A 14,517-nucleotide genomic window follows, 5' to 3' on the forward strand; every position below is an offset into this window, starting at 1 on the left:
GCATTGGGTGCAATTTTTGGTGTTGTGAAACAATTAAAATTTTTTTTGTTTTTAATTTTGGAATTTGAACGAGGTGGGAAAATCTTAAAAATTTTGAATTTTAATGAAAAAGACAGTTGCTGGGTTAGGAAAATTTAACAAAATTATCACTATCAGCCTACCTGTAGTTTTGTCGATTTTACTGGTGCGGATGCAATCTTTGACGCATCAAGAACTCATTTCGCCAGAATGTCAGGTGAAAAAGTGGCATATCCCAGTGTCCTTGACTGCTGAAAATCAGGATGCATTTCCACAAAAGCAAAAATTACCATTAATCCAAAGGCTACCAATTACTTGTTGTCAAAGTGATACCTCTTGTTTGGATGAAGTAATTTATGGCAAAATAGCAGAGAAAAAAGCACTGATAAGTGCGATCGCTCGCAGTCTCCAATATCTGCAAACAGCTAATGCTGCGGTTGCTTATCAAAACTATCCGGTGGCTGGGATTACGCGCGATCGCGTTATCAAAAGCTTACAAAGATTCCGCGAACTCCTATTAAAAACCAATTCTGCAACAGAATTACATCAAGCCATTGAGCGAGAATTCGTTCTTTATCAGTCAGTCGGTAAAGATAACCAAGGTTCCGTTTTATTCACCGCTTATTATGAGCCACTTTACGCAGCCAGTCGCGTCTCCACAACAGAATATCGCTATCCTGTTTATCGCTTACCTCCTGATTTTAACTCCTGGACTAAGCCTCATCCGACACGCGAGGAGTTAGAAGGAGCAGATGGTTTGCAAAGTGCAAAAGGTAAGTTGCGAGGATTAGAGTTGTTTTGGTTTCGCTCTCGCCTTGAACCATATTTAGCTCAAATTCAAGGTTCAGCGAAACTTCAGCTTCCCGATGGGACTCAAACTACAATCGGCTATGCGGGTAACACTGCTTATAACTACAAAAGTATTGGGCGAGAATTAGTAGATGATGGCAAATTACCGCAAGAAGGTGTAACTATGCCAACTATTCTCGATTATTTCCAAAAACATCCCCAAGAATTAAATATTTATATTCCGCGCGATCGCAGCTTTGTTTTTTTTCAAAAAAATCACGGTGAGCCAGCCCAAGGTTCGATCAATGTACCACTAACAGCAGAGCGTTCTATTGCTACAGATAAATCTCTCATGCCTCCTGGTGCTTTAGCGTTGATTCGCGCTTCTATTCCCTTGGTTAATCCTACCGGAAAAATCCAGGAGCGCATTATTAGCCGCTATGTTCTTGACCAAGATACTGGAGGTGCAATTAAAGGTGCAGGTAGAGTGGATTATTTTTTAGGTACTGGGAAAATAGCAGGCGATCGCGCTGGTGTTACAGTCAGTAATGGACAATTATTTTATCTCTTACTCAAGTCCAAAAATTAAACACACTGCCATTTCAATACTAAAATTCCCGACTTCTCTAAAAAGTCAGGAATTTTAGCCTTTTGGTGAAAATGAAGCACCCATTCCAAATCAATGAAACGCTTACGCATATAGTAATTACGAATTACGAATTACAAATTACGCTACTAGGCTTCTAAATCCATTTCAGCATCATCATCATCATGATCGTAAGGGATATCGTCAAGGTCTATCATTTCGGAAATTTCTTCTACTTCAGTTAAATACTCAGATTCTTGATGTTCGCGTTCGATTAGACGACCAGTTGACTTCAGCCATTCCAAGAGAATAAATTCATTACTTGTACGAATTACAGGCGCTCGCTGGTTACGAGGTTCTTCACGCAAAGGACTAATAGGCATAAAAAAAGCTCACTTTAAACTACAGGTTAGCGTACAAAAACGTCAAAATTGTACATTAAGGTTAAAAGTCTTGTATGACAAGTCTTTTCTCAACAGACAAAATATGACCCATTGAAGTTTTGTCTCAAGTCCATTTAGCTACTTACCATTAAAATGTCCTGGTGTCAGTTTTAATAATAAATATTTCAGCAGATGCAATATATAATATTACAAAGCATTTGGGACCTTGACGAGAGTTTCATACATATCAGAGGGTAATGCAGACAGTCTATTAGCTACAGCGACTGCATCAGCTAAGTTACTAAATTGACACCGGACTATTTCTTGTCCATTTCCTGAAGGGAATCGTTTCCTAGCTTTATTAGATACAGCACAAATAATCGCTAAAGCTTTGGCGAACCCATCTTTTGTCAATATTGTTTCTTGAGCGAACCCTTCGACAGGGATAAGACAAACCTCAAACCGATAGCCAGGTCTGGGAGAAACAGCTATGTCGATATATGGTTTATCTTCTTTTCTGATTCGCCGTAAATATTTGGCTGTTAAATTAGTATCGTGCAAATCAGTCCCAAGGGCGTAAGTAAAAAAGCAATCTTCAGTGAGGGACTCAGGACGAGTAATTATATCCGTGGGCATAAGTTCCAGTAGTATCTGTATGTTGTCTGCGTGTTTGACACACTAGACTTGTCCGTTCTTCTTAGCACATTTTTTTGACAGCTAGGTGTATCAGTGTCACACGAGACATTGCAATACATCTCGGCTAACTCAAATTCCAATTTTTGAAATACTTATGACATCAAACACCTTCAGAATCAAAGGGTGTAGAGATTTAGATTCGGAAAGGGGTCTATATAGTCAATTACGTGACCGAAAATATTTCTCAACATAATAAAATCATAACATAGTTGCCGCCAAATCATGCGATCGCTTCACCTGACAGCATCGGTGAATACCTAAAAGCGCTCGCGATCGCAAACTATCTGAATATTTATTTATACCCATCAACTTATAAACTTTAAGGGTACTCAATTTACTATCTCTAGTTGAATGAGATAAACTTCTAAAACGCTTGACTATTACTGCTAATAATGCCTGAAATTTGCTAAATCAGGGCATAATTAGCAGTTAGTGAGATCAAATCATCGCCTCAATAAATCCCCAAGATTATAAATATAATCCTGGGGTATAACTTTCATATCTTTGTCAAGACATGTAAAAATCTAAAGGAGACAAGGGAGGATAATACCAAAAACAGTATTCACCCAATTATGGTTTGACGTAAGTATTCACAACATTTTGAGACAGAGTTTTAATGGCAGCAGGAAGAGGAGCGTATCCCCGATTTTTAGCAATAGTGTCCCCGGCTGCTCCGAAAGCCCAACCGATCAATCCTTTAATACCAGATGCTACTTTAGCGTCTGCGTATTTATTATAAAATAGCACGTAAGTTGCGGTAACAATGGGATAAGCATTTGCAGCTGTTGGATCGGTAACTACGAGTTTAATCCGTTGAGCATTTGCATCCTGGTCACTCGCACCGACAAAAGCATTTGAAATTGTAGTTGGTGAAATGGCATTGTAAGTACCTGCCTTGTTCTGCAAGAGAGCAGCTTTCAGATTCTTAGCTAACTGCGTAGCACTATCCACATAACCAATTGCACCAGGAGTGGTAGCGATCGTGGTGGCTACACCTCCACCTCCTGTAGCACCTTTGGAACCGACTGGCCAAATAACTGTATCGGCTGGTATTGTTGAGGGTACAGAGCCAACAATACTTTTTTTACCAGTTCCTCTGTTCCATGTAGGAAATGCCGCCTTGAGATGACTGCTTAAAGCAAAAGTAGTACCGCTGTCGTCACTACGATATACTAGAACGATGGGCTTATTTGCTATTGTTGCGCCGCCGTTATCTGCTTTGATTTTGGCATCATTCCAATTTATGATGTTGCCTTTAAGAATACCAAGGTAAGTAGCTCGTGAAAGCTTAATTCCACCTGCTGGCACGTTTAGACCAGTGGGGTTATAAGCTAAGGCGATTCCAACGGTGATTGCAGGTACTTGGACGTATGCATTTGCGGGCGTGCCAGCGTTATTAGGACTGCCACTAACTTTTTCTGTTCCTACTACGGGGTCGTCACTAGCTGCAAAAGAGACAGGGCGATTGATAGTAGGGCTACCAGCTGGTACGGTTTGAGTGAAAAAAGCTGTTAAGCCCTTACCACTACCAACCGAAGCATATCTGAATGTGACAGCCGCATTTACCGGGCCGGAAGGATTGAGGCTTGAAGGATTTCCAACACCGTAAGTGTTAAACCATGAGCCTTTCGGATCAAAAGGAGAGGTAGTTCCTGTACCTATAAACAAAGTAGTTATACTGCTTGCACCTGCACCATTTATGGAAGTTACTCCAGTTGGGGGAGGAGTGGTAGAGGTCTGAGCTAGAGATTTATGAGTAGCAGATTGACCTACTACTAAACCAGTTGCTATAGCAAGTACAGAAATTGAACTTGCTAAATAGGTCAATTGACGATTAGGATAAAAAGTCATGTCAAGCTCCTTCAAATTAATTTCCGGTTCAACGCCTATCAAATCAAAATCAAGTGTCAAATTGACGATTGTAAATAACCTTTTATATGCATAAATAATGAACATTGCAAAGGTTATTAACAAACTATAAATTGATACCAAATTATGAAAAATATAGAGCAAAATCAAGGTAAGATTTTCAAGTATTAGAGGACATTAAGCTATTGCTGAGCCACCCTAAGACATGATTTTTTGCTAATTAAAAACTCTACATTCATAAAGTAAGTTTGTATAAATATTCAATGGCTTCACTATAAGAAAGCAGTTATTAGGTAATATGAATCATCGTTCAATTACTATTATCTATCAGTCTCTTATTACCTTTTAAAAAGCCATGTTTAATTTTACCCACTTACTTATTGAGGATGGCAATTTATCTGAGGTATGGAAATCAATTTCTTTAATGTAGATATACAGCAGTTTATTACAAACTACCGCTAAGTCCGAAGTAAAGAAATTCAGACTTCCACGTTTTTTTATAACTGCTATAGGTAATAGCTGTTAAATTTTGCCAACGAAATCAACAGTATAATGTGAAGGTAAAGCTGAAGTCATGATTACATTATGAAATGATTAAAAAGCTTAAATATATTTTGGGAATTTAGAGGTTTTTTAAAAGCGGTTTTTATAGCATTTTTATTACTTTCTTCAGAGGAAAATCAAAAGCTTTCACTTAATATGTAATTTTGCTTATTAAGATTTTTTAGAGGTCTTAATCAGTATTTAATAGAGTTTACTAATTGCTTGACAAAAAAACCACTACATGAATGCTTTAATTCGAGTTTTATGACTATATTCTGTCAAAATCGTGGATTTTTCACTGTTTTTTGTGTTTTTCACGACATCAAAAACATAAATAATGGTTTATGCTACCGAACGAAATCATTAATCGTGCCATTCACGTTATTGACTCAGTGCTAGTACGGTTTTTGTGGTGTAGGTAAAACAGGCTTTCTGAGTCCTTTTCAAATAGGGCTATACCAACATTTAAGGCATTTTCTCATTAATGCCTAAGCTGACAAATTATACCAATTTTAGATAAAAATGCGCTCAATACGTAGATTGAGTCGTAGCAATATCTCGTAGATTACGGGGTAAAACTCAACATATACAAGATGTTGGGGCTTTGGGTTTCGTCCTTTTGACGCCAATTGCTTCTCCTTTCAACCAAAGGCAGAGGTTAGGCGTAGCTTGCTTAAACGCAGAAAAGCTGGGAAATCCTTCGACAGCAGTAGCTTCCTAACCTACTTTGTAGCAATCATTTTTCAAATTGGTATTAGTCATGAGTAGCAGCCATCACAAAATCCGTAATAACTAGCTACCATTCCGTCTCTACTAAACTTTTTTGAGGTATTCAATGAACAAGATTAATCTGTACAAACAACACCAGGCCAAAAATCAGGTATTGATTTTTACTTCTTTGACTGTTTTGGCTTCTTCATTAATACTACCCTTCCAGCAAGCCTTTGCTGCAACATTGACTACTGTTGTAAATTTCAACGGCACCAATGGAGCTACACCAAGAGCTGGTGTACTTAAAGGTAACGGTACTGATGGCAATCTTTATGGAACTACTTCTGCTGGTGGCACTTCTGGCAACGGAACTGCATTCAAGTTAACTCCTACTGCTTTCACTACTCTGACTACACTGATAAACTTCACCGGAACCTCTGGAATCAACAAAGGGACTAATCCAGTCGCTAGATTATTTCAAGCAGCCGATGGCAATTTATATGGGGCAACCTTTACAGGTGGTACAAGTAACCTCGGCAGTGTGTTTAAGTTGGCGAAAACAGCTTTTACAACCCTGACAACTCTTGCGAATTTCACAGGCGCTAATGGGGCTAACCCAGCAGGCCGACTGATTACAGGTACTGATGGCAATTTGTGGGGCACAAGCTCTACAGGTGGGGCCAATAATAAAGGAACTATATTCAAGGTTTCGCCCACTACCGGGGCACTCACCACCATCAGAAGCTTCAGCGGTACTGATGGGGCAACTCCATTAGCAAGATTACAACTGGCTACCGATGGAAACTACTACGGCAGCGCCTCTGCCGGTGGAGCAAGTGCTAAAGGAGTTGTATTCAAGTTAACTCCCGCAGGAATACTGACTTCATATAGCTTTAGTGGCACCAATGGAGCCAATCCGCAGTCTGCATTAATTGAATCTAGTGGATTCCTCTATGGCACCGCTAAACTGGGTGGAGTCAACAATAAAGGAGCTGTATTCAAGGTTCCAGTCGGTGGCGGTACACCCGTTTTAGTTGCCAGTTTTAATGGCACCAATGGGGCCAACCCAACGGCTGCACTCATAAAAGCAAGCAATGGTAACTTCTATGGCACAGCTTCTGCTGGTGGGGCAAATAACAAAGGAGTTATCTATCAGCTGACTGGGGCAACCATTACCGGCTTAATTAGTTTTAATGGCACTAATGGGGCAACGCCAGAGTCCACGCTAATTCAGCTCTCGAATGGTGCCTTTTACGGTACTGCCTCTTTTGGCGGTACTTCTAATCTAGGAACTGTGTTTAAGTTTGTAATTTAGTTGCAAATCTAATTGGGGTGTAGAAAATGGTAAAAAGTACATTTGAACCTTTACCATTTTTCTACAATCGATCTAAACTTTTCAAGGCAGGTATTTGAATTTCGGTGACTCAATACTGTTTCATATCATCTTCCCTTGATTACTTGCTTAAACCCGAAGTACTCCAAAGAGCCAAAGCTACACTTGGTCTTCCCGAAGAATAAGCCTACGGTGTACATACAAGTCTGAAATGTTTATAGCAGTTCGCTAAAATACCTGTATAGGTAGAGAAAGTCAAGGCTTTGAAGTTGGTTTATCGAGGCTATCTGTATGAGAAGATTGAGAAAATTATCAAAATCGAGAGGACTATAACAGTTCAATCTCGATATTTGCAATCCAGCTTTTCAAATCAGAGAAATTTAGTTTTAGATAAATCTTAATATCATGTTAACTTAACTTCAGAATACTGATGTAGAATATATAACTTTACTACAGGTTTATAATTTGATTAATAATGAATGATGTTAAAGTATGTTGAATTGTAGCAGTCGTAAAATTAGATACAAGGATTGATTATAGTACACATAGGAAAATTAGCAAATGTTTAGACAAAGTTCTCACAAGAGAAACTTTTTCAAAGCTTTAACTGGTAGTGCGGCGAAAGAATCTCACAAGGTAAGACTGGCATTTAAATCCTGTCTGACTATTCTGCTTGAATCTGTACCTTTTTTGATTGCTTGTGCTGTATTGGTTAGCGTTATCAGCCTCAAAAGTCCTATTCTGGTCTTTTGTTTACTTGTTGGTAGTTTAATTGCAGTCATCATCCAGCAAATTGGGCAGCAAGTGAATTTACCAAGGCGATCGCTAATATTATTACAAATTTTAGCAGCAGCGATTGTTCTGAGTTTATATTGGTTAGACTGGTTTGCAGCCCCCGCACAAGCACAGTTTTTTGGGGAAGCTGAAAAGTTTTTCAAAAAAACCTTAACAGCAAACAATGCTGGTGCTAGCGACACACCAGTAAGCCTGATATTTAATGTGTTACGGGCAATTTACTTACTTTATATTGCAATCTCCCTAGTTGGTGTGATTAATGCAGTGCGTAAAGATGAAGATTGGCAAAGCATCGCCAGAACTCCCCTATTAGTGGTTGTTGCTGTTACCATTGCTGATGTACTCACACGCTTTGTAATTGGCGATAGCAGTAAATAATTCAGATATTTCAAATGTCTCAAGAGCGGGAACAAGAATTTCGTCCAGTCAATCAGGTTTTGGGAAGTCAACCTTCATTAGGGCCAATTCCTGCCGATCAAATTCTTCCTTGGACGGTAATTGCCTTAGCCTCCTATTTTATTATCAATGGAATTTTTGGGGGTCTTTTTGAAGAAGAGTTTCAAAAATGGTTGTGGACAGTACTAATGACTGGTTGGGGAATAGGAACTTGGTGGATTTTAACTGGTGGTAGGAGTTGGAGTTTTTTAAGTAAATTTATTGGCGTTCCCGCTTGGACACGAGGCTTTGCTCGTTATCAAAGCTTACTGGAAGTTAACCATGAAGCAAAAAATCGGAAAACAAAGCGTCGGCATCGCCGGAAATGAAAGTAGATTAACGCCATTTGAAGACGCCTTGCACTTGGCGACAATGCTGCGTGTTGCAATGAATGGACGTGATATTGGCGCTTACCTGTTGACAAAAGGTACTCAAAAAGATCGGTTCTGCTTTGTTTTTGGTTTTGATTGTAAGGGAATTCATACCACCTTAAGACCGGAACAAATTGATACACTTTTTAATAACATTGAAGCCGGATTAAAAGACATTCCTAGTGGTGAAAGGATGACGCTACACTTGGGTTCTTTTAGTTCAGACAAAGAGCGCCAAAAAGAGTTAGCAACATTAATCAGAAATACATCATCGCGAGACATCAAATATTTGTTGATGGCAGAGAGAGCCAGAGTTAAAGAACTGACTATTTCTGGAATTCGTAAGCCTAAATCTTTGCGGATTTATGTAACTTACACCATTGAATCTAACTCGCAACACGCAGATGATTGGATAGAAAAGCTTTTAGTCAAAGCTGAATCCTGGTGGTTGAAATTTAAAGGCGATCTTTTAGAAGTAGAAAATCAACGTATCGAAACCCTGATTACAAATGCTTACAACCAGGGTTTTCTCCGCTGGGAACAAATCTTATCTAACAAAATGGGATTGGATGTCAAACCTTTGACTGCTGATGAACTCTGGGGGGAAATCTGGAAAAGGTTTAATGATACGCAGCCAATAGCTATTCCCCAGTTAATGACTTTAGATGAAGAAGGATTACACGAACAAGTTAATTCCGATTTAGCTAGTACTAAATTACTTCTAGAGAATATCCACGGCACAACTTTGCTGATGGAATCTAGTGTACCTTGTGCCGATCGCCGCTGGGTGAATGTTAATAATCGTTATATTGGCGCACTGTCATTTCTGGAAAAACCCGGTGGTTGGCCGAATAAATCGTCTCAACTGCGCTATTTATGGGAACTATTGGCCAGAGAAACAGTAGTAGATACAGAAATTTTTTGTGAGTTGACTGCTGCCAATCCAGCATTGGTAAAAACGACTCTGCAACGAGTGCTGAAGCAGTCAAACATGACAACGATTATGGCTCAAGAAAAAAGTAAAACTATTGATGTCAACGCTCAATTAAAGTTAAAAAAGTCGGTAGCGGCGCAAGAACAGTTATTTGAAGGTGCAGTCCCGATTTATACGAGTGTCGCTATTTTAGTACATCGTCCGACTTTAGAAAAATTAGATGAGGCGACAAGATATATTGAAAACTGTTTTCAACGTCCAGCCAGAGTAATTAGGGAAACTGAATATGCCTGGAAAATTTGGCTGCAAACTCTACCAATAGTTTGGGAGGGTTTATTAGCAACACCTTTCAACCGCCGCCAGCTATATTTAACCAGTGAAGTTCCGGGATTAATGCCTCTAGTTTTAACCAAAAAAGGTGACAAAAAAGGCTTTGAGTTGATTGCTGAAGAAGGCGGAACACCCATACATTTAGATTTATTTAATCAGCACAAAAATTTAGCTTTGTTTGCGACAACTCGTGCTGGTAAATCGGTGTTGGTATCAGGGATTTTAACTCAGGCTTTAGCGCATGGGATTCCGGTTGTGGCGTTAGATTTCCCGAAACCTGATGGGACATCTACTTTCACTGACTACACAGAGTTTATGGAGGGGAATGGAGCCTATTTTGATATTTCCAAACAATCGAATAACTTATTTGAACAGCCAGATTTACGATCGCTAGAAGTAGAACAACAGCGCGATCGCTTTAACGATTATACCGCCTTCCTGGAATCAGCGTTAATGACAATGGTTTTAGGATCGTCGACTGAAAGTCAAATTTTATCGCAAACCGTGCGATCGCTGCTCAACCTCGCTTTAGAAGCCTTCTTTAGAGATGAGGGTATCAAAGAGCGATATCGACAGGCGATGGAGGGAGGATTTGGCACTCTTGCTTGGCAGAAAACCCCCACTTTAAAAGATTTTCTCTTTTTCTGCTCACCAGAACACTTGCAGCTAAGTTCTTTAACTGGTAGAGTCGAAGATGCTCTCAGTCAAATTCAGTTGCGCTTACGATTTTGGCTTTCTAGCCGCGTGGGACAAGCCATTTCTGCACCATCCAGCTTTCCTACCGATGCACAACTTTTAGTCTTTGCTCTCAGAAACCTATCAGATAGTGAAGATGCAGCCGTACTATCCTTGAGTGCTTATTCAGCCGCACTGCGACGCGCATTAGGCAGTCCAGCTTCCATATTCTTTATCGACGAAGCACCAATTTTGTTTGAGTTCGAGCAAATTTCTGATTTAGTTGGTAGAATTTGTGCGAACGGCGCTAAAGCCGGTATCAGAGTCATCTTATCAGGACAAGACCCTGACACCATTGCTAAATCTAAAGCTGCATCGAAAATATTGCAAAACCTGACAACACGATTGATTGGACGCATTCAGCCAGTTGCAGTAGATAGTTTTGCAGACATCTTGAAATATCCCCGCCAAGTTATTTCTCGTAATGCCTCAGAAAGCTTTTTTCCGCGCAAAGAAGGTGTTTATAGCCAATGGTTATTAGATGATAACGGTATTTATACATTCTGCCGTTACTATCCAGGTTACGAACAATTGGCAGCAGTTGCTAATAACCCTTATGAACAAACTGCACGTAGCCAAATGATGCAACTTCATAGCGATAAATATGAAGCAATTTCTGCGTTTGCGCGTCAATTAGTGGCTACTCTACGTAGTAGTTAATTGAGTTATGTAAGTAGTTAATACTGAATCAAAGAAGTTTGGATTTTAGATTTCCGATAGAGTAGCATTAGCGAGTTACGAGCGTATTTTAGATTTACTGCACCCATTTTTGGTTATAGCTTAGAGGATGTTTGAAAAGTCATGATTGATGTATCAAATATTTTTTACCCCACCCTAACCCTCCCCTTGGAAAGGGGAGGGAACTAGATTTCCGGTCTCCCCCCAATGCATCGGGGGGATTAAGGGGGGTGATTAAAATCACAGCCAACCATTTTTCAAACAACCTCTTAGGAATTTTAGATTTTAGAATAGCGTCGGGGATTGAACCGAAAAACTAATTCTATTATCCAAAACATAAAATTAGCACGGTTCAAAAGCTAAATTTTTACCTCACTATATAATGTAGTTTACCTTCTTAGGCACAGATGTATGCGAAAAACTACCATTTTAACTTTTACCTTGCTATCATCCCTGGCAATACTACCAGCAGTAGCACAAGTTCAGACGAGCGGATTAGGTCAGGTTTGGACTGACTTTCAATCATATTCCAAAGATATGCAAGATTACTTTCAACATAATAATGTTAAGGATACCTTAAACACTTTAGAAGAAGGTCAGAGTCGAATTGCGATTGAGAATGCTAAGGGAGATTTGAGGATACCTAACCCCGTCGCTGCGGGACAAAAAATTCGTGATGATGTAATTAACTATTCTTATAATTCAGATGCGAAATCAAGTCGTTTTGAGAATAATTCAGCAGTGCGCGGAAATTTAGTTAGCAATGAACTTAATCGTATAATGACCCGTGGAGTAGCGGTAGGTGTTCTTGGTAAAAATGGACAAATTCGGACAAAAACGAAGTTAGAAAATACAGAGAAAAGTCTGGAAGATATTGAGACATTAGCCCAGGCAACAGAGGGGACCAATGATACACTTCTTACTCAAATTAAGACCAGTATTAATGCAGTTAAAACACCTGATCTAGCTGCAAATGCTATTTCTGTATTGGCAGAATTGCTAGGTGCTAGTCAAGTGCAAATGATGAAAATTCAACAGGAACAAATAAAAATTTTAGCTGAAACATTTGGTCAGACTTTACAAAATAATCAGGCTTTGCAATACTCTAACTTAAATTTGGCAAACATTTCTCAGCAGACAGAAGAGGCGAATCGCGCTCGCCGAGTAGAAACATCTACAGAAGCGTCGCGACTTTTACGAGCGACTTCTCAACTAGATTTGTTTGGCAGAAAAGTTAATAAGTAGGATTTTCATAAAACAACTCTAAACATCTAGCCTAGTTTTAAAATCCTTTAACTTCTGATCAACCAACAGGAAATCTAAAAAAATAGCCCAGAAACTCAAAATGCAAGTTGCTATCAAACTAATTTTTGCCCAAGTAGGCATCGATCAGATTCTCGATACTGGTGCCGCAACTTCCCAAAGTATTGCCGAAGGTTGGGACAAACAATGGCTGGATTTATTACAAAATAACACCAGTAATAACTTGTATGGAGCGCTGACAAATCTGGGTATTTTTTTTGCTGTAGGAACCCTGTTATTTTTTATGATACAATTCCTCAAAGACTTAATATCCTACGAATACACGCGTCCCATATCAGCTTTAATTTGGCCTTTTATTGTGGTAGTACTCTTAAGTAATTCAGGCAATGGAAGTATACTGTCTAATCTGACACTGGGAGTGCGGAATTTTTTAAACACTGTGAATCAGCAAGTAGTGGTATCAGCAGATGCAGATAAAATATATCAGCAAGCACTGAATATGAGTGTTGCTGAAGAAGTAGCTGGTTCTTTTCTACGTCCTTGCCAATCGCTTACTGGCGAACAACAAAGTCAATGTTTTGTGAAAGCTGCCGAAAAAGTTAATGTTCTCTGGCAGAAATATAGAAATACTTATGGAAATAAAGGCTGGATAAATAGACTACAAACTAAGGTAGATAATATCAGATATGGCACTGGCATTGTATCAGAAACTTCTTTTAATTCTCTATTAGGTTCTACAGTGCAAACGAGCATCAAGAACTTTTTAGTTTCCTTACAATATGCCTTCCAGAATTTGATAGAAGCTACGATGTTGTTGATAGCAGCTTTAGGGCCAATTGCTGTAGGTGGATCTTTACTACCTGTAGCTGGTAAACCAATTTTTGCGTGGCTGACTGGATTTCTATCTATTGGAATCGCCAAAATTTCATTCAATATTATTGCTGTGCTGACTGCGGCAGTGATTGTCAATGGGCCAGGTCAAAATGCTAATGTCGATCCAGATTTAATGTGGTTCATAATTTTTCTAGGAATTTTAGCACCAATTTTATCTTTACTTGTCGCTGCGGCTGGTGGTTTTGCAGTCTTCAGCGCCATCAGCAGTACAGCTTCTTTAGTAAAAGAGAGGATATAGAAAATATAAAATTTTTGCAAGTATTGTAACTAGTAAGTATATGCAAAACATCATATATAATAGCTGAAGTTTTTGCAGGAGGAGGTGAAGAAATGGTGCGTTTACTAGAAAAAAGACAAAGAACGGGAAGTGTTTTGACGTTTTTTGCGATCGCAACCTTCAGTTTACATATATTAGTTTTATTTTTATTTTTATTACAAGGGCTAAATATTCGCCAACTCAGCTTGAGAAAACCTCCCAACTTTGTACAATTAATCAATGGCAAACCAGTAGCTAATATTGATGATTTAGCAAGAGAACCAGAAGCAATTCGCCAATTTATCAGCAAAACGATGATATCAATGTTTAGCTGGTCTGGAACCTTACCACCACAAACTATTGAAGAAGTCGCAAACCCCAAATCCGATTTAGGAATACTGATTAACACACCTCAAGGTGGTAGCCAAAAAATTAGTACTAGCAGTTGGGTAGCTAGTTTTGCCTTATCAGAAGACTTTCGTAAAGGTTTCTTAAGCACAGTTGCAGAAATGACACCGCCAGAAGTTTTCTCTGAAAATCCCAACCAAGCGATGACATCACAACTAGTAATTAAAAGAGTTTATCCACCAAAACAAATTGCACCAGGTAAGTGGCAAGTGGGTATGGTAGCTGACTTAATTCAAAAAAACCGAGTTGGTGGTGCAAAACTCATAACTCCTTTTAATAAAGATTTCCTGGTACGTGCAGCAGATTATTTCGCTAATCCCCAAGCCGACAATAGCACCGACCTGCAAAAAGCAATTTATAGTGTCCGCGCTGATAGACTAGAAATTTATGAAATTCGTAACTTATGTTTGCTAGATGACTACAACCCGAACGAAAATAAATCAAAACAATGCGGAACTGGACAAACATCTGATAGTTTTATCAGATAATC

The 14,517-nt window shown here is 39.1% G+C and carries 12 protein-coding genes; 8 read left to right on the forward strand and 4 right to left on the reverse strand.

The annotated features are described in order from the left end of the window. The first annotated feature begins 103 nt into the window (after window positions 1–103). Complete coding sequence (locus tag HWQ42_RS24290; RefSeq protein WP_292816795.1) at window positions 104–1,396, forward strand: murein transglycosylase A; 1,293 nt, start codon at window positions 104–106, stop codon at window positions 1,394–1,396. A gap of 146 nt (window positions 1,397–1,542) precedes the next feature. Here HWQ42_RS24290 and HWQ42_RS24295 read toward each other — a convergent pair whose 3' ends face one another. The 4 genes from HWQ42_RS24295 to HWQ42_RS24310 all read right to left on the reverse strand — a co-directional run bounded on the left by HWQ42_RS24295 (window position 1,543) and on the right by HWQ42_RS24310 (window position 4,323). Continuing rightward, window positions 1,543–1,776, reverse strand: a complete 234-nt coding sequence (locus tag HWQ42_RS24295) for a DUF3134 domain-containing protein (RefSeq protein WP_094350689.1) — start codon at window positions 1,774–1,776, stop codon at window positions 1,543–1,545. Between the two features lie 207 nt (window positions 1,777–1,983). Further along, entirely contained in the window at window positions 1,984–2,412 is a 429-nt protein-coding gene (locus HWQ42_RS24300; protein WP_292735864.1) for a hypothetical protein, read from the reverse strand. 258 nt (window positions 2,413–2,670) lie between these two features. Beyond that, window positions 2,671–2,805, reverse strand: a complete 135-nt coding sequence (locus HWQ42_RS24305; protein ID WP_292816797.1) for a hypothetical protein — start codon at window positions 2,803–2,805, stop codon at window positions 2,671–2,673. Window positions 2,806–3,042: 237 nt separating this feature from the next. Next, window positions 3,043–4,323 (reverse strand): substrate-binding domain-containing protein, encoded by a 1,281-nt coding sequence (locus HWQ42_RS24310; protein WP_292816799.1) that lies wholly within the window; start codon window positions 4,321–4,323, stop codon window positions 3,043–3,045. A gap of 1,396 nt (window positions 4,324–5,719) precedes the next feature. Between HWQ42_RS24310 and HWQ42_RS24315 the strand changes: the two genes are divergently transcribed. The 7 genes from HWQ42_RS24315 (at window position 5,720) to HWQ42_RS24345 (ending at window position 14,515) form a co-directional block, all read left to right on the forward strand. Next, complete coding sequence (locus HWQ42_RS24315) at window positions 5,720–6,910, forward strand: choice-of-anchor tandem repeat GloVer-containing protein (protein WP_292816801.1); 1,191 nt, start codon at window positions 5,720–5,722, stop codon at window positions 6,908–6,910. A gap of 579 nt (window positions 6,911–7,489) precedes the next feature. Further along, window positions 7,490–8,101, forward strand: a complete 612-nt coding sequence (locus HWQ42_RS24320) for a hypothetical protein (RefSeq protein WP_292816803.1) — start codon at window positions 7,490–7,492, stop codon at window positions 8,099–8,101. A 14-nt stretch (window positions 8,102–8,115) separates the two neighbouring features. Next, a complete protein-coding gene (locus tag HWQ42_RS24325) occupies window positions 8,116–8,487 on the forward strand; it encodes a hypothetical protein (protein WP_099101832.1) in 372 nt (123 codons plus the stop codon). Further along, window positions 8,441–11,188, forward strand: a complete 2,748-nt coding sequence (locus HWQ42_RS24330; protein ID WP_292816805.1) for a hypothetical protein — start codon at window positions 8,441–8,443, stop codon at window positions 11,186–11,188. Before HWQ42_RS24325 ends, HWQ42_RS24330 begins: the two co-directional genes overlap by 47 nt. Window positions 11,189–11,617: 429 nt before the next feature. Continuing rightward, on the forward strand, window positions 11,618–12,451 hold the full coding sequence (locus tag HWQ42_RS24335; protein ID WP_292735882.1) for a hypothetical protein: 834 nt from the start codon (window positions 11,618–11,620) through the stop codon (window positions 12,449–12,451). Window positions 12,452–12,551: 100 nt separating this feature from the next. Beyond that, window positions 12,552–13,601: a hypothetical protein gene (locus HWQ42_RS24340; protein ID WP_292735885.1), complete on the forward strand. Its 1,050-nt coding sequence runs from the start codon at window positions 12,552–12,554 to the stop codon at window positions 13,599–13,601. Between the two features lie 92 nt (window positions 13,602–13,693). Continuing rightward, entirely contained in the window at window positions 13,694–14,515 is an 822-nt protein-coding gene (locus HWQ42_RS24345) for a hypothetical protein (protein WP_292816807.1), read from the forward strand. Window positions 14,516–14,517 lie beyond the last annotated feature (2 nt).

Origin of the sequence: Nostoc sp. JL23, assembly GCF_017115065.1 — a bacterium.
GTDB classification, from domain to species: Bacteria; Cyanobacteriota; Cyanobacteriia; order Cyanobacteriales; family Nostocaceae; genus Nostoc; species Nostoc punctiforme_A.